We start from the raw sequence: 26,567 nt of genomic DNA on the forward strand, positions 1-26,567 counted from the left end.
ACGCGCGCGTGGGATGCTCCAGCGCACAGCGATCGGTCGGCACCACCCACCGTACGATCCACGGCTGTGGAAAGGTCGGCGACGAACGTGATCGGCGGGCTGCTCGAACAACGCTACCGGGTCGGCCCCCTGGTGGCGCGGGGCGGCATGTCCACCGTGTACCAGGGCGTGGACACCCGCCTGGAGCGCACGGTGGCCATCAAGGTCATGGACCCCCGGTTCTCCGCCGACCCGCAGTTCGTCGCGCGGTTCGAGCGCGAGGCGCGGGCCGCGGCGAAGCTGCACCACCCCGGCGTGGTGCAGGTGCACGACCAGGGCGTCGACGAGGACCGGGTCTACCTGGTCATGGAACTGGTCGACGGCGGCACGCTGCGCGACCTGCTCAACGCCCGCGGCAAGCTGGACGTGGCGCTGGCGCTCACCGTGATCGAGAAGGTGCTCTCGCCGCTGGCCGCCGCGCACCGGGCCGACCTGGTGCACCGGGACGTGAAGCCGGAGAACGTGCTCATCGGGTCCGGCGGCGCGGTGAAGGTGGCCGACTTCGGGCTGGTCCGCGCCGTCTCCACGGCGGGCGTCACCAGCGACACCATGATCCTGGGCACGGTCGCCTACCTCTCCCCCGAGCAGGTCACCACGGGCAACACGGACGCGCGCAGCGACGTGTACTCGGCGGGCGTGCTGCTGTACGAGATGCTGACCGGGGCGCCGCCGTACGTGGGCGACAACGCCATCTCGGTGGCCTACCGGCACGTGAACGACGAGGTGCCGCCGGTGCCGGACGTCCCGGCCGAGGTGGCGGAGCTGGTGCGGCGGGCGACCCGCAAGGAGCCGTTCCTGCGGCCCGCGGACGCCGAGTCGTTCCTGTCCGAGGTGGAGACCGCGCGGGCGCGGCTCGGGCTGGCCGCGGTGGACGTGCCGGTGCCCGTCGCGGCGCGGCCCGCCGACGAGGCGACCCAGCACGTGCCCGCGCCGCCGAACCCGGCCGAGCAGACGTTGCGGGTGGAGCCGGTGCGGGTGGCGGCGGGCGTGCCGTTCGCCGAGCCGACCGTGCCGGTGCACCGGCCGAACCCGCTCGTGCCGCCGACGTCCGGCCCTCAGGGCACCAGGGCGATCCCGCGAGCGGAACTGCTCGCGCCACCGGAACCCAAGCCGGTCGGGCCACAGGCGCCGCAGCCGCCGCAGCCGCCGGGCGTTCGGCCGCGGCCCAAGAGGCAGCCGAAGAAGAAGACGCCCGAGCAGCTGTACGAGGAGATGCGGGCGCGCAGCAAGCGGCAGTTCATCACGTGGATCAGCATCGTGGCGGTGGCCGCGGTCCTGATCGGCATCGCCGGCTGGTGGCTGGTGGTCGGTCGGGTCACCACCGTGCCGGAGCTGGTCGGCAAGGAGCTGACCACGGCCACCGCGCTGCTGGACGAGGCGTCGCTGAAGCACACGCAGCAGACCGAGAACAGCGACACCGTGCCCACGGGGCAGGTCATCAGCTCCGACCCGCCCGCCGGGACCAAGGGCAACCGGGGTGACCTGGTGCGGCTCGTGGTGTCCGCGGGCAAGCCGGTGGTGCCGCAGGTCAACCCCGGTGTCGAGGTGGCGGCGGCCGAGGGGGAGATCGCCTCGGTCGGGCTGAAGTCCCAGCTCAACCCCGCCGACGACGCGTTCAGCGACCGCGTGCCCAAGGGCAAGGTGGTGACGTTGAAGCCCGCGCCCGGCACGCAGGTGCCGATCGGCTCGGTGGTGACGATCGTGCTGAGCAAGGGCTCGGAGCCCAAGCCGGTGCCTAGCGTGACCGGCAAGTCGAAGGACGAGGCGTTCGCCGAGCTGAGCGCGGCCGGGTTCGAGCCGGTCGAGGGCAAGGCCGAGTTCTCCGAGTCGGTCGACGGCGGCAAGGTGGTCCGGACCGACCCGGCGGCGGGCTCGAACGTGCCCGCGGGCAGCCGGAAGGTGACCGTCGTGCTCTCCAACGCGGTGACCGTGCCGCAGGTCGAGGGCAAGTCGGTCAAGGAGGCCAAGAAGACCCTGGAGGAGGCCGGTCTCAAGGTCGACGTGCAGTTCAACGACCGCGACCGGGCCCGGGTGGTCAACCAGTCGGTGCGCGGCGGTCAGCGCGTGCCCAAGGACACCAAGGTCACGATCATCGCGCTGTAGCCGGCGGCGGTGGACGACAGCGGCCCCCGACTCCGCGGAGTCGGGGGCCGCTGTCCGATCAGGACGGGGTCAGCTGCGCAGCATCTCCGCCACCAGGAACGCCAGCTCCAGCGACTGCTGCGTGTTCAGCCGCGGGTCGCAGGCGGTCTCGTAGCGACCCGCGAGGTCGAGGTCGGAGATCTCCTGGGCGCCGCCGAGGCATTCGGTGACGTCCTCGCCGGTCAGCTCGATGTGGATGCCGCCCGGGTGGGTGCCGAGGCGCCGGTGCACCTCGAAGAAGCCCTGCACCTCGTCCACGATCCGGTCGAAGTGCCTGGTCTTGTAGCCGGTGGACGACTCGTGCGTGTTGCCGTGCATCGGGTCGCACTGCCAGATGACCTGGTGGCCGGAGGCGGTGACCTTCTCCACGATCGGCGGCAGCGCGTCGCGCACCTTGCCGTTGCCCATCCGGCTGATCAGGGTCAACCGGCCGGGCTGGTTGTGCGGGTCCAGCCGCTCGACGTACTCGACCGCCATCTCCGGCGTGGTCGACGGGCCGATCTTCAGGCCGATCGGGTTGGACAGCAGCTCGGCGAACGCGATGTGCGCGCCGTCCAGCTGCCTGGTCCGGTCGCCGATCCACAGGAAGTGCGACGACAGGTCGTACAGCTTCGGCTGGTCGCCGGTGACGTCCAGGCGCAGCAGCGCCCGCTCGTAGTCCAGCAGCAGCGCCTCGTGCGAGGCGAAGATCTCGGTGGTGTGCAGCGACATGTCGTTCACGCCGCACGCCGACATGAACCGCAGGCCGCGGTCGATCTCGCCGGCCAGGGCCTCGTACCGCTCGCCGGCGGGCGACTGGCGGACGAAGTCCTTGTTCCAGTCGTGCAGCCGGTGCAGGTCGGCCATGCCCGCGGTGGTCATCGCGCGCAGCAGGTTCATCGCCGCGCCCGCGTTGGCGTAGGCGCGGATCATCCGCGACGGGTCGGGCACGCGCGCCTCGGGCGTCGGCACCAGCGAGTTCACGATGTCGCCGCGGTAGGACGGCAGGCCGAGCGCGTCGATGCCCGACGAGCGCGGCTTGGCGTACTGGCCGGCGATCCGGCCGATCTTCACCACCGGCAGGCTCGCGCCGTAGGTGAGCACGACGGCCATCTGCAGCAGGGTCCGGATGTTGGCGCGGATGTGCGGCTCGGTGTTGTCGGCGAACGTCTCCGCGCAGTCGCCGCCCTGCAGCAGGAACGCCTCGCCGCGGGCGACCTCGGCCAGGCTGGCGCGCAGCCGGTCGATCTCGGCGGGCACGGTGATCGGCGGCACGCTCTCCAGCACAGCGCGCACCCGGCGCACCTGCTCGGCGTCCGGCCACTCCGGCTGCTGCGCGGCGGGCTTGCCGAGCGCGGCGTCGAGGCGATCGCGCATCTCCGGCGGGAGGGGCGGAAGCTCGGGAAGCGTGTCCACGGGCACGTCCACGGTCCAGTTCACACGTTAAAGATAGCTGTCCACACTGAGAGACGGACTCGGGTCCGCGTTGTGCATCATGTTGACCATGCCCGACACCCGGATGGATGACGACACGACCGCCAGGCTGTTGACCACGGCGGTGGAGAACGTCCAGCGGGACCACCCCGTGCACTGGTCGCACGTCGTCACCGGCGACGCCGACCTGGTGCCGCAGCGGGAGCTGCACCCGATCTTCGCCGGGTCGTTCGACTGGCACTCGTGCGTGCACCAGACCTGGTTGGCGGTCCGCCTGCTGCGGCTGCGGCCCGGCGTCGACGGCGCGGAGCGGGCGCACCGGGTGCTGGGCTCGTTGATCACCGAGGAGCACGCGCGGACCGAGGCGGCGTTCTTCGACGGCCCGAACGGCGGGTTCTGGGAGCGCCCCTACGGGTGGGCGTGGCTGCTGGTGCTCGACGCGGAGCTGCGCACGTGGGGCTCGCCGCTGGCGGAGGCGCTGCGGCCGTTGAGCGCGGTCCTGCGCGAGCGGTACCTGGCCAGGGTGACGGGATCGCGGCTGCCGACCCGGACCGGCACGCACGGCAACACCGCGTTCGCGACCGGGCTCGTGCTGGACGCCGCCCGCGCGGTGGGCGACGAGGAGCTGGCCGCGGCGTGCGCGGGCGCGGCGCTGCGGTGGCACCGCGAGGACGTCGGCTACGGCGGGTTCGAGCCGGACGCGGCGGACTTCCTGTCACCCGCGCTGACCGAGGCCGACCTCGTGCGGCGGGTGCTGCCCGCCGACGGGTTCACCGCGTGGTTCGAGGCGTTCCTGCCGAACCTGGACGAGGCGCGCTGGAAGGTGCTGCGCGAGCCCGTGCCGGTGGACGACCCGGGCGACCCCCACGGCTCGCACCTCGTCGGCCTCGCGCTGTCGCGGGCGTGGCAGTGGCGGGCCGTCGCCGACGCGCTGCCCGCCGGCCACCGGTACGCCGACCTGGCCCGCACGGCCGCGGACGCGCACCGGGAGGCCGGGTTCCGGCACGTGTTCGGGCACGGCTACTACGCCGAGCACTGGCTGGGCACGTTCGCCGCCTACCTGGACCTCGGCGCGTTCACCGACGCCTGAAGCGCGACCGAGCCCCCGGCGTCGGGTGACACCGGGGGCTCGGGCGAACGGGTCGATCAGCCGAAGAAGACCTCGGCCTCCTGGTAGCGCTCCAGCGGAACGGTCTTCAGCTCCTCGGTGGCCTCGGACAGCTTGACCCGGACGATGTCCGTGCCGCGCAGCGCGACCATGACGCCGAAGTCGCCGTCGGCGACCGCGTCCACCGCGTGCAGGCCGAACCGGGTGGCGAGCACGCGGTCGTAGGCGGTCGGGATGCCGCCGCGCTGGACGTGGCCCAGCACGACCGCGCGGGACTCCTTGCCGGTCCGCTCCGCGATCTCCTCGGCCAGCCAGGTGCCGATGCCGCCCAGCCGCACGTGGCCGAACGCGTCCTTCTCACCGGAGTGCAGCGTCTCGGCGCCGCCCTCGGGCATCGCGCCCTCGGCGACCACGATGATCGGGGCGAACTGGCGCTCGAAGCGCCGCTCCACCCACTCGACCACCTTGTCGACGCTGAACTGCCGCTCCGGCACCAGGATCACGTTCGCGCCGCCGGCCAGGCCGGAGTGCAGCGCGATCCAGCCCGCGTGGCGGCCCATGACCTCGACCACGAGCGCGCGGTGGTGGGACTCGGCCGTCGTCCGCAGCCGGTCGATCGCCTCGGTGGCGATGTGCACGGCGGTGTCGAAGCCGAACGTGTAGTCGGTCGCGCCCAGGTCGTTGTCGATGGTCTTCGGCACGCCCACGACGCCGATGCCGTCGTCGGTCAGCCGCTTGGCGACGCCGAGGGTGTCCTCGCCGCCGATGGCGATCAGCGCGTCGACCTTGTTCGCGGCCAGCGTCTCGCGGATCCGGTCGACACCGCCGTCGATCTTGTACGGGTTGGTGCGCGACGAGCCGAGGATGGTGCCGCCCCTGGTGAGGATGTCCTCGACGTCATCGAGCCCGATCGGCTTGGTCAGGTTCTCGACCGGCCCCTGCCACCCGTTCCGGAACCCCACGATCTCCCAGCCGTGGGCCTCGATGCCCTTGCGGACCACACCGCGGATGACCGCGTTGAGGCCGGGGCAGTCGCCACCGCCGGTGAGCACACCAATGCGCATTTGCTTAGCCAATCTCTTCTCGTGGCGTGGGTCACCCAAGCCTGACACGTGCTGGATCGGTGCAGCAAGCGAGGGTCCACCTACCGGACCGCGAAGCCGCGCCGCTGCCGCTCGGTCTCGATCACCTTCCAGCGGGCGAGGTTGTGCCGCGCGTCGGCCAGTGCGTCGTGCGCGTCGGCCGGCGCCTGGGGCAGCCGCGGCTTGCCGACGTCCTCCCAGCGCTGGCGCAGGTCGCGGGTGAACCGGGGCAGGCAGCGCGGCAGCGCCGGCATCGGGCCCCAGAGCTGCGCCAGCGCCACGTGGTCGTAGGCCGCGAACCACGCCCACAGCTCGATGTCGTCCCGGTTGGCCTTGCGGCCGCCGAGGAAGTCGAGCAGGTCCTCGCGAATCCGCTCCCGGCTGCGCCACGCCTTGTCCGCGGGCGACGGCAGCTGGTTGAGCACGTTGGCGCGCACCCACGGACCGGCCTTGGCCGGGTCGAACTCGGTGGACACGGCGTAGAACTCGCGGCCTTCCTCGTCGACCACTCCGATGGAGACGAGGTCGATCGTCACCCCGTCCTCGATGAACTCACAGTCGTAGAAGAACCGCACCCCACCACCCTAGGGGTGCCGATCAGCCCGCCTTCGCCTCGGGCAGCCGATCGACGCCCTTCGCCTTCTTCGCGCCGCCCTGAGCGGGCCCCTTGGGCTCCTCCTTGGCCTTGGCCGCGTAGACGTCGACGTACTCCTGGCCGGACAGCTCCATCAGGGCGTACATGATCTCGTCGGTGATGGACCGCAGCACGAACCGGTCGCCGGACAGCCCCTCGTAGCGGGAGAAGTCCAGCGGCTTGCCGATCTTGATCCGGATCGGGTGCGGCCGCCACATCTTCGAGCCGATGGGGTTGGCCTTGTCGGTGCCGAACATCGCGATCGGGATGACCGGCGCGCCGGACTCCAGCGCGATCCAGGCGACGCCGACCTTGCCCTTGTACAGCCGGCCGTCCGGCGACCGGGTGCCCTCGGGGTAGATGCCGAGCAGCTTGCCCTCGCGCACGATCCGCACGCCGGTGTCGAGCGCGCCCTGGGCCGCCGAGGCGCTGGACCGGTCGATCGGCACCTGGCCGACGCCGGAGAAGAACCAGCGCTGGAGGGCGCCCTTGAGGCCCTTGCCGGTGAAGTACTCGATCTTGGCCGGGAAGGTGACCCGGCGGGACAGCTTCAACGGGAGGAAGAACGAGTCGGAGACCGCGAGGTGGTTGCTCGCCAGGATGGCGCCGCCCCCCTCGGGGATGTTCTCCGCGCCCTCGATGATCCGGGGTCGGAAGAACAGCTTCAGGAGTGGTCCGAGAAAGATGTGTTTCATCAACCAGTAGAGCACCGCTGGGAGCGCCTCCTCGACGTGCTTGATCCCCGCCGCCAGCCTACGGAGCCGGCGGCGAAACACACAACGAAGACCCGCGCCGAGGCGGTACGGTCCCAAGGTCCACCGGCCGCCGCGATCCGCAACACAGCGGTGTCGTGGGACGATGGACCTGGCAGAGGATTGGCCTTCACGACCAGGAGGGCTGGAGCACGCCGATGAACTCCCGACGCGACTCGACCGACGGCCCGGAGGACGTGGACGCGACCTTCGCCGAGATCGTGGCGAGCCTGGAACGCGAAGGTGTCGGCGGCCAGGCCCTGCCCGACGAGGTCGAACAGGACGAGGACGAGGCGGAGCCCGTGCGCTCGTCCCAGCCCGAGGGCGGGCCGGCCGTCGCCACCGCCGAGGTCGACCCCGACGACGAGCCGGACGACCCGAACGACCACTTCGTGCCACCGGACCCGCCGCCGCTGCCCGCGTTGCGACCGGGCACGATCGCGGCGTTGCTGCTGATCCTGGCGGGCGTGGTGCTCCTCCTGTTCCCGTCCCTGGTCGGCCTGACCGGCGCCGTCGGCACCCCGCTGGCGCTGATCGTCATGTGCTCGGGCGCGGGCTGGCTGATCCTGCGCATGCGCAACACCCCACCCCCCGACTCCGGCTGGGACGACGGCGCCGTCCTCTAACCCCCGCGCGAGTCGAACGCTCACGTCCCGCGAGTCGAACGCTCAGGACCCCCGAGTTCAACGCTCAGGACCCACGAGCCGTCCGCCGGGGCGCGCCTGAAGGTTCGACTCACCGGGCGTGAGTGTTCGACACGCGGGACGTGGAGGTTCGACTCGCGGGTTAGGGGCCGACGGTCATGCGGATGGTGTAGCCGTCGGCGTCGTGGGTCATGGTCACGTCGCGGCACGTGCGGTGGGTCAGCCACAGGCCGACGCCCGCCGTCGCGCTGCGGTCGGTCGGCACGAGGCCCGCCGACGGCGCCGCCGGACCACCACCCCGGTCCGTCACGGCCACCAGCACGTGCGCCGGCCCCGCCCACACCCGCAGCCGAACGGGCGGCAGCCCGTGGCACTGCGCGTTGGTCACGGCCTCGCTGGCCGCGTACACGATGTCGTCCACCTCGTCCCGGCTCAACCGGGTCGTCGCGCACACCGACGTCACCGCCCGCCGCGCCTGCGCGGCCGTCGGGTCGGTCAGCTCGACCAGCGGCGGACCGGCCTCGAACCCCGTCGAACCGGCCGACGGCAACGCCCACGACGGCCGGTAGCGCGGGTTCGGCTCGTGCGCGCCGTCGACACCGGCCACCCGCGGGTGGGACCGCAGCACGTCCGCCAGCACCCTGGCCGGCGTGGTCCGCAGGTCGTACGGGCACAGCCCCCACAGCGGGTACTCGGCGAACACCTCGTTCACCGCCGCCTCGTAGCGCGACCACCAGTCCCACGCCGCGCCGACGCCGGGGTGCGGCACGTCGCCCACCACCCGGATCTGCGCCACGCCCGCGTACTCGGCGAACAGCTTCCGGTAGCTCACGATCGCCTCGGTCGGCCGCGCGTACTGGTCGGCGGTCAGGAACACGACACCGGACGGCTCGGCCACCGCGTCCCGGATCAGCCGCTCGTTGCCCGGCAGGCACGCGACCACCACCGGCTCGCCCGCCGACACGCCCTCGTCGAGGAACGGCACGACGACCGACCGGAAGTCGTCGTCACTGCCGTAGAACGCGGTTTCGTGGAAGTACCCGACGTGCCCGAGCGCCGCACCGGTCCTCATCCGCGCACCACAGGGCACGGGGACACGCGGACATCGTGGTCGCGCGGTCCCCGGATGACGGTCACGGCGCCGGAGGTCCGCATCCCGCGATGCTACGCGGACCCGGAGGTCAACGGTGCCGGCCGTTGCGGGCTGTGTGCACCGCCACGTCGCGCGCCAGGCTCGCCACGCCGACGATGCCGGCGTCGTCGCCCAGCTGCGCGGTCCGGATCCGGGCCAGCGGCCGGTGCCCGGACCCGGTGACGACGGCCGCGTACCGCTCGCGCGCGTCGTCCAGGAACAGCGGCGCGGACTCCGACACGCCGCCGCCGATCACCACCACCTCGGGGTCGTACACGTCGGCGACCAGCGCCAACCCCTCCCCCAGCCACCGCGCCAGGTCGGCCATCGCGCGCTGCGCCAACGGGTCGCCGTCACGCGCCGCGCCCGCCACCCGCCGCCCGGTCACGGCCCGCGGGTCGCCCACCGCCTCGCGCGCCAGCACCGTCGACCCGCCGGGGTGGCGGGCCAGCAGCTCGACCGCCGTCGTGCTCAACGCCGTCCCGCTGCAGTACCGCTCCCAGCAGCCGTTCTTGCCGCACGGGCACGGCCGCCCGTCCGGCACCAGCCGCAGGTGGCCCAGCTCGGGCGCCACGCCGTACGCGCCGCGGAACACCTGCCCGTCGATCAGCAGCGCGCCGCCGATCCCGGTGCCGATCGCGACCAGGGCGGCGATCTTCGCGCCGCGCGCCGCGCCGAACCGGTGCTCGGCGAGCGCGGCGGCGTTCGCGTCGTGCTCCAGCACCACCGGCAGGCCGACGCGCCGGGCGATCCGGTCCGCCACCGGCGCCTGCCGCCACGCCAGGTGCGGCGCGAACCGAACGGTCCGCCGGTCCGAGGCGACGAACCCGGCCACGGCCAGGCCGACCGCGGTCACCCGGTGCCGGGCGGCCAGTTCGGCGACGGCCGAGCCGATCGCCTCCTCCAACGCCTCCTCGCCGCTGGGCGTGGCCGCGCGCGCCGTGTCGAGGACCGCGCCGTCGCCGTCGACCACACCCGCGCGCACGCTCGTCCCGCCGACGTCGACGCCGACAGTCAGCACTGCGACCCCTGGCCGCGCCGCACCACCGGGATGTGCTGGACCCGCGGTTTCGGCGACGGCTCCGACTGCTCTGACGACTCCGACGAAGCCGCAGAGGTCGCAGAGGTCGCGGAAGAAGCCGCGGCAGGGGGTGTGGGCTCCTCCAACGCCGCCCGCAGCACCGCGAGCAGCCCCGCCGCGTGCTCGGCGGCCTTGGCGGCCAGCTCGGACCGGTCGCCGCGGGCCAGCGCGACCGCGTTGCACAGCGGGCACCAGCCGCACGTGCGGGTGTCGTGCCCGCCCTCGGCGGCGGCCACCCGGTGCAGCCACGGCTGCGCCCGCTCGGCGGCGGCGTCGAGCAGCAGGCGCAGCTCCTCGGCCAGCTTCGAGTCCACGTGCCTCACCGCATCCACAGATCGGGGTCGGGTGCGAACCGCACCGCCAACCCGGTGTCGTCCAGCTCCGCGCCGGTCACCAGGCAGCGCTGGAGCAGCGACGGCAGCGCGACCAGCCGACGCCGTCCGTCCACGGTGACGGCCAGGTCGTCGCCGACCCGGGCCAGGTCCAGCGCCGAGTCGCCGACCGGCAGCGCGAGGCGCAGCGTGTACTCCTGGTCGCCGGTCCGCTCGACCGTCAGCGGCGGCCGGTCGTCGGCGACGCCGTCCAGCGGGTCCCGCCCCTGGTAGAGGCCCTGCGCGAGGTCCAGCAACGCGGTCGTGCCGACCGGTTCGGCGGCCCGGTGCCCGACCGCGCGCACCGACCCGAGGTCGGCCAGCTCGGCCAGCACGGCGTCCTGCTCGGCCCGACGGGTGCGCAGCCACCCGGCGGCCGGACCGCGGTCGTCGCCGGGGTCGGGCACCACCCGGTTGGCCACCACGCCGTCGACCCGGATGCCCTGCAGCGCGAGCGCCGTCACGGTCCGCCTGGTCTCCGCCGCGACCACCCGTTCGGGGGTCAGCACCAGCCGCACGCTGGTCGTCGGCGAGGTCAGCAGCTCGCGCAGCTGCTCCAGCTCCTCGGCCAGCCTGCCCAGCGCGTCGGCGGTGGCGTCCCACTTCTCCACCGCCGCGCTGCCCGCGACGCCGGCCAGCAGCCCGCGCACCACCCGGCGGTGGGTCGGGAACAGCCGTTCCAGGTAGGAGGCGAACGCCTCGGGCAGCGCGAGCAGGCGCAGCGTCTCGGCGGTCGGACCGCAGTCCACGACCACCACGTCCCACGGCCCGCCACCGGCCAGCCGCCGCACCTCGGACAGCGCCAGCAGCTCCTCCACGCCCGGCAGGACGGTCAGCTCCTCGGCGTCCAGCTCGTCCACGCCCGCGCCGGCGAGCACGGTCCGCAGGTGTTCGCGCAGGTCGCGCCACGCGTCGTCGACGAGCGCGCGCGGGTCGACCTGGACGGCGTGCAGCACCCCGGAAGAACCGGCGCCGTCGACCTCCTCGACGTGCCCGGACAGCGGCACGCCGAACGCGTCGCCCAGCGAGTGGGCCGGGTCGGTGGACACGACCAGCGCCTTGCGGCCGGCCGCGGCGAGCGCGGTGGCGGTGGCGGCGGCCAGGGTCGTCTTGCCGACCCCGCCCTTACCGGTGAACAGCAGCAGGCGAGCGCTCATCCAGCGTTTTCCACCCGCCGCTTGAGCTCCTTGAGCGCGGTGTCCATGATCATCTTCTCGGCCTTGCGCCGGAACAGGCCGATCATGGGGACGACCAGCTGCACCGACAGCGTGTAGGTGACCTCGGTCGAGCCGCCCCGCGGGGTCAGCCGGTAGCTGCCCTCCTGCGACTTCTGCATCTGGCCCTTGACCAGGCGCCACGAGATCCGGCCCGGCGACCACTCGTCGTAGGCGAGCACGTACTCGTCCTTGATCGGGCCCTGGTCGATGTTGAACTTGACCTGGGCCGCCCGGCCGTCCTCACCGGTCTCCAGCACCTCGGTGCGCTTCACCCCGTTGGCCCACTCCGGGTAGGCGTCGAAGTCGGCGATGACCGCCGCGATCTCCTCGGGCGTCGCGTCGATGACGATGGACTGGGTGGACTCGTCGGCCATGCCCGGAGGCTACCCCGTGCACCTGCTCACCAACGCAGCACGTGGGGCGTGCCGGTGCGCTGGAAGTGCCCGACGTTGACGCACTCGGTCCAGCCGACCCGGACCCGGCGCGCCATCGGCTGGTGCACGTGCCCGAACACCGACCACCGCGGCCGGTCGCGCTCGATCACCTTCAGCAGCGACGTGGAGCCCAGCTCGGGGCGGCGGGCGACGACGTCGTAGGTCAGCTCGGCCACCGCGGGCGGCACGTGCGTGCACAGCACGTCGACCTCGCCCAGCCCGGCCAGGGCCGCGCCGAACTCCTCCTCGGTGCGCAGGTAGGGCCGCCACGGCCCGCGCCGGTTCGGCACGAAGCCCGGGTGCAGCAGCGCGCCGCCCGCGAAGCCGAACCGCAGCCCGCCGATCTCGGCCACCTGCCCGTCCAGCACGTGCACGCCGTCGCGGGCGAACAGCGGCCACAGCTCGGGGCTGTCGACGTTGCCGGGCGTGGCGTAGGTGGGGGCGCTCATCACGCCGAACAGCGCGGTGTACTGCTCCATGACCGCTTCCTGGACGACGTCGGCGGCGTTGTCCAGGCCCTCCCACAGCGACCGCATGTAGCTGACGGTCTCGGCGCCGAACCGGCCGCGCCGCAGCCGGGCGAACACCGCGACCTTCTCCGCGCCGAAGACCCGGCCGAGGATGCCCTTGCCGTGGTCGTAGTAGTCGACGAAGTCGACCAGGTCACCGAGCACGACCAGCGCGTCGGCCCCGTCACCGGCGCGGGCGAGGGCTTCCGCGTTGCCGTGGACATCCGAGACGACGTGAACGCGCACAAGACCCAAATCTACGGCAGCGCGGGCGCCACACCAGGGGGCCGGCCGTCCTCCAAGATCAGTTTGAGGCCGAGTGACACCTGCTTGGCGGCCAATTGGCGGCGGCGCACCTCGTGCCGTATCCGCTTGTCGGACGCATCGCCCGGCAAGTCGGCACGCAGGAAGTAATGCAGCAGGGTGCCGTCCAGGACCGGCTCCAGCCACACCTCCATCGTTCCGACCAGCGCGCCGCCGACCGTCCAGCGCAACCCCTGGGTCCCCCGGTCGGCGTAGACGTCCAGGACCAGGTCGGGCCAGTACCGCGGCCAGGCGGCGGGCGGCGCGAAAGCGGCGGCGACCACGGGCGGAGGCACTGCGAGGAACGTCTCGTCCACGACGTCGACACTGGGCACGGGTGGGAAGAGTGCCACGACACGGTTACGGAAACACCTTCCGGCCTGGTGTATCGCCGGAATCACAGGCTAGGTTTCCCCACCGGTAACAACCAACGTCCGGAGGTTGACGTGCGCGAGTTCAGCGTCCCCGCCACCGCCACTGTGGCTGCCGAGGAGAACCTCACCGACATGGTGTGGGCGAACGCGGAGCGCTTCGGCAACGCCGTCAGCTTCCGCCGCCGCGTGGACGGCACGTGGGTGGACGTCACCGCCCGCGACTTCGCCGCCCAGGTCCTCGCCGTCGCCAAGGGCCTGATCGCCGCCGGGCTGGAGCCGGGCGAGCGGGTCGGCCTGATGTCCAAGACCCGCTACGAGTGGACCCTGCTCGACTTCGCCATCTGGCACGCGGGCGGCGTCGTGGTCCCGATCTACGAGACCTCCTCGGCCGAGCAGGTCGAGTGGATCCTGTCCGACTCCTCGGCCAAGGCCGTGTTCGTGGAGACCCCCGCGCACCGGGCCATGGTCGACTCCGTGGTGGCGGGCGTGCCCGAGGTGCGGCACGTGTGGCAGCTCGACGGGCCCTCCGGTGACGCGGCGGGCGCGATCGACGAGCTGACCGCGCTGGGCGCCTCGGTGTCCGACGAGGACGCGCGCGCCCGGCGCAAGGTGGTGGGCGCGGACGACACCGCGACCATCGTCTACACCTCCGGCACCACGGGCCGGCCCAAGGGCTGCGAGCTGACCCACCGCAACCTGCTGTCCGAGGTGCGCGGCGGGATCACCGCGTTCCCGCAGCTCATGCAGGCCGGCAACTCGCTGCTGGTGTTCCTGCCGCTGGCGCACATCCTGGCCCGCGCCCTGTCGGTGTGCGGTGTGTACACCCGCGTCACCATGGGCCACACCTCGGACGTGACGAAGCTGGTGGCGGACCTCCAGTCGTTCCGGCCGACGTTCGTGGTGGCCGTGCCGCGGGTGTTCGAGAAGGTCTACAACGGCGCGAAGCAGAAGGCGCACGCGGCGGGCAAGGGCAAGATCTTCGACGCCGCCGAGGAGACCGCGGTGGCCTACAGCCAGGCGCTGGACACCGGTGGCGCGGGCCTGGGGCTCAAGCTCAAGCACGCGTTGTTCTCGAAGCTCGTCTACAGCAAGCTCCAGGCGGCGCTCGGCGGCCGGTGCACCAACGCGGTGTCCGGCGGCGCGCCGCTCGGCGAGCGGCTGGCGCACTTCTTCCGCGGCATCGGCGTGCCGGTGCTGGAGGGCTACGGCCTCACCGAGACCAGCGCGGCGGCGTGCGTGAACACGGCGGCGGCCTTCCGGGTCGGCACGGTCGGACGTCCGGTGATCGGCACTTCGGTGCGCATCGCCGAGGACGGCGAGATCCTGATCAAGGGCGACATCGTGTTCCGCAGCTACTGGAACAACCCCTCGGCCACCGAGGAGGCGCTGGAGGAGGGCTGGTTCCACTCCGGCGACATCGGCGAGCTGGACGCGGACGGCTTCCTCCGGATCACCGGCCGGAAGAAGGAGATCATCGTCACCGCCGGCGGCAAGAACGTCTCGCCCGCCGTGCTGGAGGACCGCCTGCGCGCCCACCCGCTGATCAGCCAGTGCATGGTGGTCGGCGACGCGCAGCCGTTCATCGGGGCGCTGATCACCGTCGACCCCGAGTTCTTCCCGGCGTGGAAGGAGCAGAACGGCAAGCCGGCGTCGGCGACCGTGGCCGAGCTGGTGGACGACGAGACGCTGCGCGCCGAGATCCAGGCGGCGGTGGACGAGGCCAACCAGGCGGTGTCCAAGGCGGAGGCGATCAAGAAGTTCCGCATCCTGCCGGTGGACTTCACCGAGGCGGGCGGCGAGATGACGCCGAGCCTGAAGCTGCGCCGGTCCGTGGTCGCCAGCACCTACAAGCAGGACATCGAAGCGATCTACAGCGCCTGACACAAGACGAGTGGCCCGCACCGACTAGGTGCGGGCCACTCGACCCCCAGTGATCGCGTATCCGCTGACGCGGACCCGAGAAGCTTTGTTGTCCCGGTCCCCCAACCGGGACGACTCATAGAGTGCCGCAACGCGCTGTCGTATCGCTGACGCGGCGATGACTCGCGCCGTCAGCGATCGCCCTAGGCTGTGTCCCGGGGAGGCGGAACGAGGGGACGCAGACGGATGGGCGCTGGGCCGTGGTTCGGCCTTCTCGGCCCGCTTGAGGTGCGCATTCAGGGACAACCGGTGTCCGTTCGGGCAGGCAAGCACCGGGCGCTGCTGGCTGCGCTGACCCTGCGCGCGGGGCGGGTCGTCCCGGTTGACGAGCTGGTCTCGTTCCTGTGGGGCGGCGACCCGCCGGCGCGCACGCGCGGCACGTTGCAGACCTACGTCATGCGGTTGCGGCAGCTGCTGGGCGACCCGTCGCTGATCCGGACCACATCGGACGGCTACCGGCTGGTCGTGCCGCCGGAGCAGGTGGACGTGCACCGGTTCACCACCACGGCGGGCCTGGCCAGGCAGGCCGCGCAGTCCGGGCACCTGGCCGATGCCGCCGAGCTGTACGCCCGGGCGCTCGGCCTGTGGCGCGGTCCGGCGCTGTCGGACGTGCCGTCGGACGCGTTGCGCGACGAGGAGGTGCCGCGGCTGGCCGAGCGGCTGCTGGTCGTGCACGAGGAGCGCAACGACGTCGAGCTGGCGCTGGGCAACCACGAGCGGCTGGTGCCGGTGCTGCGGTCGTTGACCGCGGACCACCCGCTGCGGGAGCGGCTCTGGGCGCAGCTGATGGTGGCGCTGTACCGGGGCAGCAGGCAGGCCGAGGCGCTGGAGGCGTTCCGGCTGGTCGACCGGATGCTCGACGAGCAGCTGGGCATCGAGCCGGGCACGGCGCTGCGCGAGCTGCACCAGGCGATCCTGGTCGGCGACCCGAGCCTGGCCGCGCCGACCGGGGGCGTCGACCCGGACGTGCCCGACCAGCTGCCGCCGGACGTGCCCGGGTTCGTCGGCCGGGCCGAGCTGGTCGACCGGATCTCGCGGCTGATCGCGCCGGACGGGCCGCGCACGGCGGTGCCGATCGTGGCGCTGACCGGCGTGCCGGGGGTGGGCAAGACGGCGCTGGCGGTGCACGTGGCGCACCGGTTGCGGGAGCGGTTCCCGGACGGCCGGCTGTACGTGGACCTGCGCGGGTACGCGTCGGGACCGGCGACGCCGGTGGTGGAGGTGCTGACCCGGTTCCTGCGGGCGCTCGGCGTGCCGCCGGAGCAGATCCCGGCCGACCCCGACGAGCAGAGCACGCTGTTCCGCTCGCTGCTGACCGGTCGGCGGATGCTGCTGGTGCTGGACAACGCCGCCGCGCCGGACCAGGTGCGGCCCCTGCTGCCCGGCGCGGCGAGCTGCCCGGTGCTGGTGACCAGCCGGGACGACCTGCGCGGGCTGATCGCCGTCGACGGCGCCCGGCGGGTCGGGCTGGACGTGTTCGAGCCGCACGAGTCGCTGGCCCTGCTGCACCGGTCCGGGGAGGCGGCCGAGGAGCTGGCGCGGCGCTGCGGCCACCTGCCGCTGGCGCTGCACGTCGCGGCGGCGTCGGTGGGCGGTGGTTCGGTGGCGCGGTACCTGGAGCGGCTGGGCGACCGCCGTCCGCTGGACCTGGCGCACGCCGCCCTGCCCCCGGCCGCGCGGCGGCTGTTCGGGCTGCTCAGCGTGGTGCCGGGGCCGGACTTCACGGCCGAGGCGGCGGCCAACGCGGCCGACCTGCCGGTGCCGGAGGCCGCCGCGCTGCTCGGCAGGCTGACCGGGGCGCGGCTGGTCGGGTCCACCGGCGACCGGTACGCGCTCCACGACGAGCTGGCGGTGTTCGCCGCGCAGATGGCCGAGGCGGGCGGTGAGGACGTCGGCGCGGCCCGCGTGCGGCTGCTGGAGTTCTACGTGCGCGCGGTGGACCACTGCGCCGAGCTGCTGTACCCGGACCTGATGCGGCTGCCGACGCCCGCCGGGCGGGCGGTGCGGCTGCCGCGGATCGAGACGGCGGCGCAGGCGCGGGCGTGGCTGGACGCGGAGCGGTCGAACCTGGCGGCGGCGATCCGCTCGGCGGCCAAGCGCGGGCCGGCCGCGGTGTCGTGGCGGCTGGCCGACGGGCTGCGCGGCTACCTGTGGATCGGCAAGCACGTCACCGAGTGGCTGTCGACCGCGCAGTACGGGCTGGACGCCGCGCACGAGCAGCGCGACGTGGCCGGCGAGGCGGCGATGCACCAGAACCTGGGCACGCTGCACTGGCGGCTGGGCGAGTTCGAGACGTCGGTCGCGCACTACACGCGGGCCGTCGAGCTGCACCGGCTGTCCGGCGACCTGGCCGCGGAGGCGGAGGTGCGCGGGAACCTCGGCGTGGTGCGGCTGGAGTCCGGCGACCTGGCGTCGGCGCGCAACGACCTGGAGACGTGCCTGGCGTTGAAGCGCGAGTCGGGCGGGCCGCGGTCGGGTGACACGAGCGTGCTGACCGGGTTGGGCGTGCTGGCGATCGAGACCGGCGAGCTGGCGGAGGCGCTGGACCTGCTGGGCGAGGCGTTGGCGATCAGCGTGGAGCACGGGCTGCGCGGGAGTGAGATCACCGCGTTGACGTTCCTGGGCGTGGCGTCACGGCTCATGGGTGAGCCGCAGCGCGCGCTCACCCACCTCGCCGGCGCGTTGCGGTTGTCGACCGAGGGGGGTTTCCGCGAGGCGACGGCGCGGGTGTTGGAGAGCATCGCGTCCGTGCGACTGGACCTGGGCGAGCCCGCCGAGGCGTTGGAGCTGGCCGACCGGGCGCTGGCCGAGCTGCGGGAGGACGGTGACCAGCGGATCACCACGAACGTGCTGGTGGTGATGGCGTCGGCGAACCGCGGCCTCGGGTCCCTGCGCACGGCGGACGAGCAGTTCCAGCAGGCGCTGACCAAGGCCCGCCGGATCGGCTACCTGCCCGGCGAGGCGCGGGCGCTGGTCGGCCTGGCGGGCGTCCGCAGGCTCCTGGGGCAGTCGACCGAGGCCAGGTCCCTGGCCACCCAGGCCGTGGGCATCACCTCGCGCCTCGGCCTGCGGCTGACCGAGCGCACCGCCCGCACCGAACTGGCCACCGTCCACCGCACCCTGGGCGACGAGGCCGCGGCCGCCACCGAAGCCACCCGCGCCGCCGACCTCCAAGCCCGCATCGGCCACCCCTGACCGTTCAACTCACCGCCCCTGAGTGTTCGACTCGCGGTATCTGAACGTACGACTCGCGCGAGAGTCGTACGTTCGGGCCGCGCGAGTCGAACACTCAGGTGCCCCGAGTTCAACGCTCAGGTGTTGATCAGGGTGGTCAGGCGGTCGGCCAGGGCGTCCCAGCGCCAGTTGGCGGTCACCCACTCGCGGCCGGCGGCGCCCATCTTGGCGGCGGTGTCGGGGTCGGCGAGCAGGGTGGCGACGGAGTCGGCCACCTCGGAGACCTCGCGGCCGTCGACCACGCGCCCGGTGACGCCGTCGCGCACCGTCTCGGGCGCGCCGCCGGAGCGGCCGGCCACGACGGGCAGGCCGGTGGCCGACGCCTCCAGGTACACGATCCCCAGGCCCTCGACGTCCAGCCCGCGGCCACGCGTCCGGCACGGCATGGCGAACACGTCACCGGCGTTGTAGTGCGCGGGCAGCTCCTCCCACGGCACCGACCCGGTCAGCACCACGTGCTCGGACACCCCGACCGACGCGGCCAGCCGTTCCAGCTTCCCCCGGTACGGCCCACCGCCCACCAGCAGCAACGCCGCGCCCGGCACCCGCCGCCGGATCTCCGGCAACGCCCGCACCAGCACGTCCTGCCCCTTGCGCGGCACGAGCCGCGACACGCACACCACCACCGGCCGGTCGCCCAACCCGTACCGGGCCCGCACCTCCGCCCGCGCCGACGCCGACGGCGCGAACACCGACGTGTCCACCCCGGAGGGCAGGTGCTCCAACGCCGCCAGCGGGCCGAACGCCGCCGCGAACCGGGACCGCGTGTACCGGCTCACGAACGTCACCACGTCCGCGTCCGACCCGATGCGCCGCAACGCCTGCCGCGCGCCCGGCAGCATCGACCAGCCGACCTCGTGCCCGTGCGTCGACGCCACCACCCGCTCAGCGCCCGCCGCGCGCAGCCGTGACGTCATCAACGCCAACGGCGCCGCCGCCCCGAACCACACGGCGTCGCAGCGCGCTCCGCGCAGGATGTCCGACGCCCGCCGCACGACGTCCGGCGTGGGCAGCATCAACGTCCCGGGGTGCCGCACCACCTCGAACGGCTGCGCGGCGTCGAACTCCGGGTGCGACCCGGTGGGCGACTCCCACGACGGCGCGTACACCACCAGCTCGGGCAGCCGCACGGCCAGCGCGTGCAGGTAGGCCTGGATCCCACCGGGCCGCGGCGGGAAGTCATTGGTCACCAACAGGGTCCGACGCACGCGCCCACGTTACGGGAACCCGCGCCGCAGGAAGTCCTGCCACCCGCGCACCAGCGCCGCCGCGCCCTCGCCGGTCACCTCGACCAGCACGCCGTCCACTTCGGACGCCCGAACCCGCGCCAGCCGCCGGTACAGCCTCACCAGCCCCGGCTCGCCGAGCACCGACGCCAGGTGCAGGTGCAGCGACCACGACTGCTGGTAGGCCAGCTCCATCGCGGCCCCGCGGAAGTCGGCGTCGGACGGCAACGCGGTCGGCAACCCCTCCCGGACCTGGGCGGCCAGCAGCGGCGCGGCCCGGTGCAGCGGCACGTCGCTGTGCCGGTAGCCCACGTAGTCCGCGAACCCCTCCAGCACCCACATGGGCGCGCCGTCCACGGTCTCGCCACGCGCGGCGATGTGCGTGATCTCGTGCCGCAGCAGCACCCGCAGCGACAGCGGCGACAGCGCGCCGGCGCTGTCCGGGTTCAGCACGACCCGCTGGCCGCGGGCCGTGCGCGTGTCGGGGTCGACCCGGTCGGCCACCGCCACCCCGGCGATCGACCCGGTGGCGAACCCCGGCCCGACCAGCGCGACCACCTCGGCTTGGCTCGCCGGGATCAGGACGGCCACCTGGCGCGCCCACGCCTGCCCCCACACCTCGGTCACCGCCGTCACGGCGCCGTCCAGCTCCGCCAGCACCCGCGCGGCCAGCGCCTCGCCGCCGGGGTGGCTCAGCACGAACCCGCCCGTGCCGGTGAGCACCTGGCACGGCCCGAAGTCCCACGGCCCGCGCCAGGTGCGCTTGCCGAGCGGTTCCAGCGCGGTGTCGGAGTTGAGGTACCAGCGGTCGCCGCGCCGGGTGAACAGGTAGGCCATCTCCTGGCTGCTCGGCTCGACGTCCACGCCGCGCAGCCGGTACGCCAGCCGCACGTCCGGCGCCCACGACTCGTCGGCGACGGGCGTTTTCAGGGACGACAGGTCCGCGCCCGCCCCGCCGGTCGCGTACGCCCACTCGGCCAGCGGCACGGCGGACAGGTTGCGGAACAAGTCGCGCTGCCGCTGCCGGAACCCCGCGTCGGCCAGCGGGTCGAGGTCCGCGGTGAACGCCGTCTCGTCGCGGTCCAGCAGCGCTCGCGCCCGCCGGTCGAGCAGCGACCGGACGGCGTCCGCGCGAGCGGGGGCGGCGGCGTCGACCGGGGTCGGGCTCGCCGGCGTCACGGCCGCGGTCAGCCCGGCCAGGAAGGTCGCGGCCACCAGCGCGGCCAGCAGGACCCTGAAGCGGCTCACGGGCCTCCAAAGTCGTCGGCAGGGCCACCCAGACCAGGATGGCCCTGCCGGCGCACGGCTGTCAGCCCGCGATGCGGCGCATCGCGTAGATCGAGCCCGGGGCCTCCAGCGACACGACCTTGACCGGGACGCCGTCGGTGGACGCGTGCACGACCCGCCCGTTGTCCACCGCCATCCCCACGTGGTTGCCGCCGTTGTAGATGATCAGGTCGCCGGGGCCGACCTCGCCGCGGCTGATCGGCCGCCCGGCGCCCGCCTGGCCGCCGGAGGTGCGCGGGATGGTCACGCCGGCGTACGCGTACGCCCTCGACGTCAGGCCGGAGCAGTCCCAGCGGTCCGGACCGGTCGCGCCGTACAGGTACATGTCGCCCTGCTGGTCGAGGGCGAACTGGAGGGCCGCGCCCGCCGCGCCCGCGGGCACGTTGGTGCTGACCCGCTCGCCGACGCTGGTGAGCGTGCTGCGCTCCTGCGCGTTCAGCCGGTTGAGCTGGTTCTTGACCTCGGTGATCTGGCCCTGCAGCTCGGTCTGCCGCTTCTTGACGTCATCGGCGATCCGGGTCGCCTCGTCGGTGGCGGCCTGCGCGCGGCCCTGAGCGTCGGCCGCGTTCTTCTTCGCGTCCTCGGCCGCGTCGACCGCGCCGGAGAGCCGGGCCAGGGACTCGTTGCTGTCCGAGGCGAGCACGCCGAGCGCCGACATGCGGTTGAGGAAGTCCTGCTGGGAGTCCGACACCAGCAGCGCCGACAGCTGGTTGAACCGCGCGCCCTCGAACGACGCCTCGGTCAGCTTGTCGACCTGGACCCGGAAGTTCTCCTCGTCGGTCCTGGCCTGCTCGCCCGCCTGGGTCGCCTGCGCGAGGTCGGCGTTGGCCTTGTCCAGCTCCGCCTGGTTCGCGTCGCGCTGCTCCTCGGCGCGCAGCAGTTCTTCGTTGAGCTTGGTGGCCTGCTCGGCCAGCTCGTTGTACTTCTTCAGCGCCTCGGAGGCGTTCGCGGGGGTGTTCGGCTGGGCTCCGGCGGGTACGGGCAGGACGCCCACCGCGGCAGCGGCCACCGCCGTGGCCGCCATCGCCCCGCGCAGGCCGCGCTTGAGTCGTTGCGACGCCACAGTCGCGTGTGTCTCCTCACATCTGGACCCGCCTGCCGATCGGGCGCGTGACGCGACCCGACTGCCCTCGTGTTCGAGTTCCGGCTCGGCTCCCCGACAGGCCGACTCGGCGGTGAACCCGCGTCGCGGCCCAGGTTGGACCACTGCCCGCCGCGAGATCTCGGCTAGGTTACGAAAAGTGAGTGCCGCCGTCCACCGGCTGGGCGGGGAAATCGACGATTGTTCCGCTGAGTTCACGAACGGTCCAGCCGTGACCTGGTCGTGTGACCCCCAGTGGTGTTAAAAACACGATCTGTGTCACACCCGGCCCAGCCGGGCCAACAGCACCGCGGACGGCACCGGGTGCGCGCCCCGCCGCCGGACGGAGTCGGCCACCGCCCGATCGGACGTCACCACGACGACCGGACGGCCCTCGGGCTCGGCCGTCACCAACGCCCGGATCACGTCGTCGGCCAGCACGCCGGGATCGCTGAACAGCACGCGGACCCCGCGCGGCGCGGACGTCGGCACGGCGACCACGCCGGCGCCGTCGAACACCAGCGTCACCTCCGCGCCGGTGCGCGCCGCCAACACCGCCAACTGGTGCACCAACCGGTCCCGCTGGTCCGAGAGGGACAGCTCCGGGTAACCCGTCTTGGTGACGTTGTAGCCGTCCACGATCAGGTGAACGGCCGGCAGCGCCAGCAGCCGGTCCAACGCCGCCGGGTCCTCCACCCGGCCGACCGCGCCCTGCGCCGCGCTCGCGCCCCGGACCAGGTCGGCGGGCCGCGGTCCGGCGCCGCCCAGGGCCAGCTCGCGGCGCAGGCCGTTCACCGCGCCGTCCAGGGTGTCGACCAGCAGCGCCAACCGCACCTCGTCGGCCTGGCGGGCCTCCCTGGCGGACTGGCGCGCCACCTCGGCGTCGGCCACCGCCCGCTGCGCCTTGGCCCGCTCGTGCTCGGCGCGCTCGCGCTCGCGGTCCCGCTCGGCGGTCAGCCGGCGCAGATCGGCGTCGGCCTCCGCGCGCGCCCGCTCCACCTCGGCCGCCGCCGACTCGGCCCGGTCCTTGGCCTCGCGCAGCCGCACGCCCTGCTCGCGCAACCGCTTGCGCAGCCGTTCCAGCTCGACGTCGGCCTCCTGGCGGATCTTGTCCACCGCGCCGCCGGTCTCGGCCCGTTCCGCCTTCAACCGGTCCAGCTCGACCTCAAGGCGCTCCAGCCGCTGCACGGCCAGGTCGCGCTCGGAGCGCAGCGCCGCGTCCGCCGCCCGCCTGCCGACCAGCTCGATGAAGTGGCCGGCGACCTCCTCGCCCTGCAGGATCGCCGCCGCGCCCGCCGCCACCGGGTCCGGCGACGTCACCTCCAGCACCGCGGGCCGGTTGTTCCGCAGCCAGTCCACGACGGCGGCGCGGAAGTTCGCCGACGCCCTCAGCCCGCCGATCAGCGCCGGGCCGCCCAGCCGGGCCCGCTTGGTCGGCGCGAACCTCGCCACCGCGCGCAGGGACTGCGGGACGTCCACCTTCGCCAGGTCGGTCAGCGCGTCCGCGCTCAGCTCCGCGAGCCTGGCCCGCAGCGGTTCGGGCAGCGCGGACCAGTCCACAGTGGACTCGACGGCCTGCTCGGGCTCCAGGTCGTCGGCACCGTCGGCGGGCGCTGTCGGGTCTTGCACCCGTACAGGCTAGCTGTGCCCGACGGGGTCGCCGTCCTCGATCACCGCTGCTCGACGGCGGACCGCCGACGGACCGCCGACGGGCCTGTCGGTCGGGACTGTCGGTGGGGGCGGCTACCGTGCCGCGCGATGACTACTCAGCTCACGTTCGACGAACTGGGCACCCCGCTGCGCGAGACCACGTTCGTCGTGTTCGACCTGGAGACCACCGGCGGGCGGGCGGACGAGGACTCGATCACCGAGATCGGCGCGGTGAAGGTGCGCGGCGGGCGGGTGATCGGCGAGTTCGGCACCCTGGTGGACCCGGAGCGCGGCATCCCGCCGCAGGTCGTGGCGCTGACCGGGATCACCCAGCTGATGGTGACCGGCGCGCCGCGGCTGGACGCCGTGCTGCCCGCGTTCCTGGAGTTCGCCGCCGGCGCGGTGCTGGTGGCGCACAACTCCGGCTTCGACGTCGGCTTCATGAAGGCCGCCTGCGCCCGGCACGGGTACACGTGGCCGAAGCCGACCGTCGTGTGCACGGTGAAGCTGGCCCGCCGGGTGCTGAGCCGGGACGAGGCGCCGAGCTGCCGGCTGTCGGCGCTGGCCGAGCTGTTCGGCGTGCCCGAGCAGCCGAACCACCGGGCGCTGGTCGACGCCCGCGCGACCGTCGAGGTGCTGCACCACCTGCTGGAGCGGGTCGGGTCGGTCGGGGTGCACTCGCTGGAGGAGCTGGTCGCCTACCTGCCGGAGGTGACGCCGGCGCAGCGGCGCAAGCGCAACCTCGCCGCGCACCTGCCGTCCACGCCCGGCGTCTACCTGTTCCGCGGCCCGTCGGAGGAGGTGCTGTACGTCGGCACGGCGTCCGACCTCCGGCGGCGGGTGCGGCAGTACTTCACCGCCAGTGAGGGTCGGCGGCGGTTGCGGGAGATGGTCTCGCTGGCCGTCCGGGTGGACGCGGTGGAGTGCGCGCACTCGTTGGAGGCGGAGGTGCGGGAGCTGCGGCTGCTGACCGCGCACAAGCCCGCGTACAACCGGCGTTCCAAGAACCAGGCGCAGGCGTGGTGGCTCGTGCTGACGGAGGAGGCGTTCCCGCGCCTCTCCGTGGTCCGCACGCCGCGCGAGGGGGCGTTCGGCCCGTTCCGGTCCCGGCGGCTGGCCGAGGCGGCCCTGGAGGCCGTGCTGGAGGCCGTGCCGCTGCGGGCGTGCTCGATCCGCATCCCCGCGCGCAACCCGTCCGCCTCGCCGTGCGCGCTGCTCGAACTCGGCCGCTGCAAGGCGCCGTGCGCGGGGCGGCAGCCGGTGGCCGACTACTCCCCCGCCGCCGACGCGTTCCGGCGGCTGGTCGCCGGCGCGGACGTCACGCCGCTGCACGGCCTCACCGCGCAGATCGACGCCCTCGCCGAGGCCCACCGCTTCGAGGACGCCGCCGCCCGCCGCGACCGGATGTCGGTGCTGGTGCGATCGCTGGACCGGGCGCAGCGGCTGGCCGGCCTCGCCGCGCTGCCGGAGGTGGTGGCCGCGCGGCCGGACGGCTCCGGCGGGTGGGAGTTCGCCGTGGTGCGGCACGGGCGGCTGGCGTCGGCCGGGGTCGCGCGGCGCGGCACCCGCCCGATGCCGGTGGTGGACGCGCTGGTGGCGGCCGCGGAGACGGTGCTGCCCGGCGACGGCCCGCTGCTCGGCGCGCCCGCCGAGGAGGTCGGCGTGGTGCTGCGGTGGATCGACCGGCCGGGCACCCGGCTGGTGAGCTGCGCGCGCCCGTGGACGTCGCCCGCGCACGCCGCCGGCGCGTGGCGCGACTGGGTGACCCGCGCCGAGGCCGGTCGCGACCAGTACCGGGTGGCGGGCCACTAGCATGTGGTCGGTCGATACCCCCGACGACTTGTGGAGGACCGCTGTGATCACCGCGATCGTGCTGATCCAGGCCGCCGCCGACACCATCCCGGACGCGGCGCAGGCGATCGCCGACATCGAGGGCGTCACCGAGGTCTACTCGTGCGCGGGCGACGTCGACCTGATCGCGCTGGTCAAGGTCGCCCGGCACGAGGACCTGGCCGACCTGGTCCCGGGCCGCATCTCCAAGGTGCCCGGCGTGCTGAACACGGACACCCACATCTCGTTCCGGTCGTACTCGAAGCGGGACACCGACGCGGCCTTCGCCATCGGCCTGGAAGACGCCTGACCCAGCCCTCACCCGATCGGTGACGGCTCGCGCGGTGGCGGGTGCGCGCCACCTCGAATCCGACGCGGCCGTTGCTCGACGAAGCCGTGAAAGCCGCCGAGGACTTCACTTCCCGGCCGGCCCAGCCCTCGACCCTCCGGGGCCGAGCCAGACCACCCGCCCGCGATCACGCCGAGCGGGGTCGAACGACTGCGGCGCGAGTTGCCGCCGCCCGTGATGCCCAACACCGGGCAGAAGACGCACGGCAGGTGGATCACCCCTGACGGGAGGTGCGTCCGCTGGTGAGCCGTTACGGCGGACGCCTGGACGAGCGCGAGGGAACTTTTCCCGCCACAGGGTTCCGACGCGGACTGCCCGACATCGCGGCTCACACCGAGGAGGGGCCACCCCACCGCGGCGCAAGCGCTGAACGCCTACTACGAGAAGCAGCACACAGCCGATCCGGTTGTCGTGACCACTCCCGACGACGTCCGGGACCTGTTCGCAGCCGTGCGGGCGAAGTGCTCGGCGGGCACTGCCCTGCTCGTGACGGTCGTGCCCGCCGATGGATGACCCCTGGGCATCGGAGCTGACGGTGGGGATCGACGGGGACAAGGGGGGCCTGCGCTACGCCGGGGAGGACAGCCCTCCGGCGGACAGCGAGTTCCCGCCGCACGCGGAGCTGCCGGTGGCAGAGCTGGAAGCGGCGGTGGTCGACTACCTGACGACCGGACGACGTCCCGAGGGCATTGAGTGGCAGACCGCCGGGTGAGCCGGCGACCGACCACGCGGAAGGGCCCCGCACCTGGCATCAG

Annotated in this window: 23 protein-coding genes; 8 read left to right on the forward strand and 15 right to left on the reverse strand. The window is 73.6% G+C overall.

From position 1 onward, the window contains the following. Positions 1 to 66 precede the first annotated feature (66 nt). On the forward strand, positions 67 to 2,142 hold the full coding sequence (locus tag AB0F89_RS36560; RefSeq protein WP_367130949.1) for a PASTA domain-containing protein: 2,076 nt from the start codon (positions 67 to 69) through the stop codon (positions 2,140 to 2,142). A 69-nt stretch (positions 2,143 to 2,211) separates the two neighbouring features. Here AB0F89_RS36560 and AB0F89_RS36565 read toward each other — a convergent pair whose 3' ends face one another. Then, the gene (locus AB0F89_RS36565; protein WP_367130951.1) at positions 2,212 to 3,600 is read right to left on the reverse strand and encodes a class II 3-deoxy-7-phosphoheptulonate synthase; all 1,389 of its coding nucleotides are present in this window, start codon (positions 3,598 to 3,600) and stop codon (positions 2,212 to 2,214) included. A 64-nt stretch (positions 3,601 to 3,664) separates the two neighbouring features. Here AB0F89_RS36565 and AB0F89_RS36570 point away from each other — a divergent pair, with 64 nt between their 5' ends. Further along, on the forward strand, positions 3,665 to 4,684 hold the full coding sequence (locus AB0F89_RS36570) for a DUF2891 domain-containing protein (RefSeq protein ID WP_367130952.1): 1,020 nt from the start codon (positions 3,665 to 3,667) through the stop codon (positions 4,682 to 4,684). A gap of 56 nt (positions 4,685 to 4,740) precedes the next feature. Here the strand turns inward: AB0F89_RS36570 and AB0F89_RS36575 are convergent, their stop codons facing one another. From AB0F89_RS36575 to AB0F89_RS36585, 3 genes are all read right to left on the reverse strand, one after another. Beyond that, entirely contained in the window at positions 4,741 to 5,766 is a 1,026-nt protein-coding gene (locus tag AB0F89_RS36575) for a 6-phosphofructokinase (protein WP_367130953.1), read from the reverse strand. Between the two features lie 80 nt (positions 5,767 to 5,846). Continuing rightward, positions 5,847 to 6,359 carry a polyadenylate-specific 3'-exoribonuclease AS gene (locus tag AB0F89_RS36580; RefSeq protein WP_367130954.1) on the reverse strand — a complete coding sequence of 171 codons (513 nt, stop codon included), beginning with the start codon at positions 6,357 to 6,359 and terminating at the stop codon, positions 5,847 to 5,849. A 22-nt stretch (positions 6,360 to 6,381) separates the two neighbouring features. Beyond that, a complete protein-coding gene (locus AB0F89_RS36585; protein WP_367130955.1) occupies positions 6,382 to 7,128 on the reverse strand; it encodes a lysophospholipid acyltransferase family protein in 747 nt (248 codons plus the stop codon). A 200-nt stretch (positions 7,129 to 7,328) separates the two neighbouring features. Here AB0F89_RS36585 and AB0F89_RS36590 point away from each other — a divergent pair, with 200 nt between their 5' ends. After that, positions 7,329 to 7,796 carry a hypothetical protein gene (locus tag AB0F89_RS36590; protein ID WP_367130956.1) on the forward strand — a complete coding sequence of 156 codons (468 nt, stop codon included), beginning with the start codon at positions 7,329 to 7,331 and terminating at the stop codon, positions 7,794 to 7,796. A gap of 160 nt (positions 7,797 to 7,956) precedes the next feature. Here the strand turns inward: AB0F89_RS36590 and AB0F89_RS36595 are convergent, their stop codons facing one another. From AB0F89_RS36595 to AB0F89_RS36625, 7 genes are all read right to left on the reverse strand, one after another. Further along, positions 7,957 to 8,886 (reverse strand): anti-sigma factor RsbA family regulatory protein, encoded by a 930-nt coding sequence (locus AB0F89_RS36595; protein ID WP_367130958.1) that lies wholly within the window; start codon positions 8,884 to 8,886, stop codon positions 7,957 to 7,959. A 109-nt stretch (positions 8,887 to 8,995) separates the two neighbouring features. Continuing rightward, a complete protein-coding gene (locus AB0F89_RS36600) occupies positions 8,996 to 9,967 on the reverse strand; it encodes an ROK family protein (RefSeq protein ID WP_367130960.1) in 972 nt (323 codons plus the stop codon). Continuing rightward, on the reverse strand, positions 9,961 to 10,341 hold the full coding sequence (locus AB0F89_RS36605) for a hypothetical protein (protein WP_367130962.1): 381 nt from the start codon (positions 10,339 to 10,341) through the stop codon (positions 9,961 to 9,963). The genes AB0F89_RS36600 and AB0F89_RS36605 overlap by 7 nt, the downstream gene beginning before the upstream one ends. A gap of 5 nt (positions 10,342 to 10,346) precedes the next feature. Then, entirely contained in the window at positions 10,347 to 11,555 is a 1,209-nt protein-coding gene (locus AB0F89_RS36610; RefSeq protein ID WP_367130964.1) for an ArsA family ATPase, read from the reverse strand. Then, positions 11,552 to 11,989, reverse strand: coding sequence for an SRPBCC family protein (locus AB0F89_RS36615; RefSeq protein ID WP_367130965.1), 438 nt, complete (start codon positions 11,987 to 11,989; stop codon positions 11,552 to 11,554). The genes AB0F89_RS36610 and AB0F89_RS36615 overlap by 4 nt, the downstream gene beginning before the upstream one ends. Positions 11,990 to 12,015: 26 nt before the next feature. After that, positions 12,016 to 12,804: a metallophosphoesterase gene (locus AB0F89_RS36620; protein WP_367130967.1), complete on the reverse strand. Its 789-nt coding sequence runs from the start codon at positions 12,802 to 12,804 to the stop codon at positions 12,016 to 12,018. 11 nt (positions 12,805 to 12,815) lie between these two features. Further along, positions 12,816 to 13,196, reverse strand: coding sequence for a polyketide cyclase / dehydrase and lipid transport (locus AB0F89_RS36625; RefSeq protein WP_367130968.1), 381 nt, complete (start codon positions 13,194 to 13,196; stop codon positions 12,816 to 12,818). A gap of 111 nt (positions 13,197 to 13,307) precedes the next feature. On the opposite strand from AB0F89_RS36625, the gene AB0F89_RS36630 reads away from it, so the two are divergent. Then, positions 13,308 to 15,116: a long-chain fatty acid--CoA ligase gene (locus tag AB0F89_RS36630; protein WP_367130970.1), complete on the forward strand. Its 1,809-nt coding sequence runs from the start codon at positions 13,308 to 13,310 to the stop codon at positions 15,114 to 15,116. 288 nt (positions 15,117 to 15,404) lie between these two features. Continuing rightward, positions 15,405 to 18,350, forward strand: a complete 2,946-nt coding sequence (locus tag AB0F89_RS36635) for a BTAD domain-containing putative transcriptional regulator (protein WP_367130972.1) — start codon at positions 15,405 to 15,407, stop codon at positions 18,348 to 18,350. Between the two features lie 116 nt (positions 18,351 to 18,466). Here AB0F89_RS36635 and AB0F89_RS36640 read toward each other — a convergent pair whose 3' ends face one another. The 4 genes from AB0F89_RS36640 to AB0F89_RS36655 all read right to left on the reverse strand — a co-directional run bounded on the left by AB0F89_RS36640 (position 18,467) and on the right by AB0F89_RS36655 (position 23,573). Further along, positions 18,467 to 19,597: a glycosyltransferase family 4 protein gene (locus AB0F89_RS36640; RefSeq protein ID WP_367130974.1), complete on the reverse strand. Its 1,131-nt coding sequence runs from the start codon at positions 19,595 to 19,597 to the stop codon at positions 18,467 to 18,469. 9 nt (positions 19,598 to 19,606) lie between these two features. Further along, the gene (locus tag AB0F89_RS36645) at positions 19,607 to 20,863 is read right to left on the reverse strand and encodes a hypothetical protein (RefSeq protein WP_367130976.1); all 1,257 of its coding nucleotides are present in this window, start codon (positions 20,861 to 20,863) and stop codon (positions 19,607 to 19,609) included. Between the two features lie 61 nt (positions 20,864 to 20,924). Continuing rightward, positions 20,925 to 21,965, reverse strand: a complete 1,041-nt coding sequence (locus AB0F89_RS36650; protein ID WP_367130978.1) for an NlpC/P60 family protein — start codon at positions 21,963 to 21,965, stop codon at positions 20,925 to 20,927. Positions 21,966 to 22,262: 297 nt separating this feature from the next. Beyond that, positions 22,263 to 23,573 carry an NYN domain-containing protein gene (locus tag AB0F89_RS36655; RefSeq protein WP_367139160.1) on the reverse strand — a complete coding sequence of 437 codons (1,311 nt, stop codon included), beginning with the start codon at positions 23,571 to 23,573 and terminating at the stop codon, positions 22,263 to 22,265. Between the two features lie 168 nt (positions 23,574 to 23,741). Here AB0F89_RS36655 and AB0F89_RS36660 point away from each other — a divergent pair, with 168 nt between their 5' ends. The 3 genes from AB0F89_RS36660 to AB0F89_RS36670 all read left to right on the forward strand — a co-directional run bounded on the left by AB0F89_RS36660 (position 23,742) and on the right by AB0F89_RS36670 (position 26,524). Beyond that, a complete protein-coding gene (locus tag AB0F89_RS36660) occupies positions 23,742 to 25,445 on the forward strand; it encodes a DEDD exonuclease domain-containing protein (RefSeq protein WP_367130980.1) in 1,704 nt (567 codons plus the stop codon). Positions 25,446 to 25,488: 43 nt separating this feature from the next. Further along, positions 25,489 to 25,773, forward strand: coding sequence for an Lrp/AsnC family transcriptional regulator (locus AB0F89_RS36665; protein ID WP_367130982.1), 285 nt, complete (start codon positions 25,489 to 25,491; stop codon positions 25,771 to 25,773). 574 nt (positions 25,774 to 26,347) lie between these two features. Beyond that, complete coding sequence (locus AB0F89_RS36670; RefSeq protein WP_367130984.1) at positions 26,348 to 26,524, forward strand: Imm1 family immunity protein; 177 nt, start codon at positions 26,348 to 26,350, stop codon at positions 26,522 to 26,524. The last annotated feature ends 43 nt before the right edge of the window (positions 26,525 to 26,567 follow it).

The organism is Saccharothrix sp. HUAS TT1 (genome assembly GCF_040744945.1).
Lineage (GTDB): Bacteria > Actinomycetota > Actinomycetes > Mycobacteriales > Pseudonocardiaceae > Actinosynnema.

Bases quoted from the DNA above. Each gene is read 5' to 3' on its own strand.
- AB0F89_RS36570 (WP_367130952.1), top strand. From the start codon at position 3,665: ATGCCCGACACCCGGATGGATGACGACACGACCGCCAGGCTGTTGACC.
- AB0F89_RS36575 (WP_367130953.1), bottom strand. From the start codon at position 5,766: ATGCGCATTGGTGTGCTCACCGGCGGTGGCGACTGCCCCGGCCTCAAC.
- AB0F89_RS36590 (WP_367130956.1), top strand. From the start codon at position 7,329: ATGAACTCCCGACGCGACTCGACCGACGGCCCGGAGGACGTGGACGCG.
- AB0F89_RS36595 (WP_367130958.1), bottom strand. From the start codon at position 8,886: ATGAGGACCGGTGCGGCGCTCGGGCACGTCGGGTACTTCCACGAAACC.
- AB0F89_RS36610 (WP_367130964.1), bottom strand. From the start codon at position 11,555: ATGAGCGCTCGCCTGCTGCTGTTCACCGGTAAGGGCGGGGTCGGCAAG.
- AB0F89_RS36615 (WP_367130965.1), bottom strand. From the start codon at position 11,989: ATGGCCGACGAGTCCACCCAGTCCATCGTCATCGACGCGACGCCCGAG.
- AB0F89_RS36660 (WP_367130980.1), top strand. From the start codon at position 23,742: ATGACTACTCAGCTCACGTTCGACGAACTGGGCACCCCGCTGCGCGAG.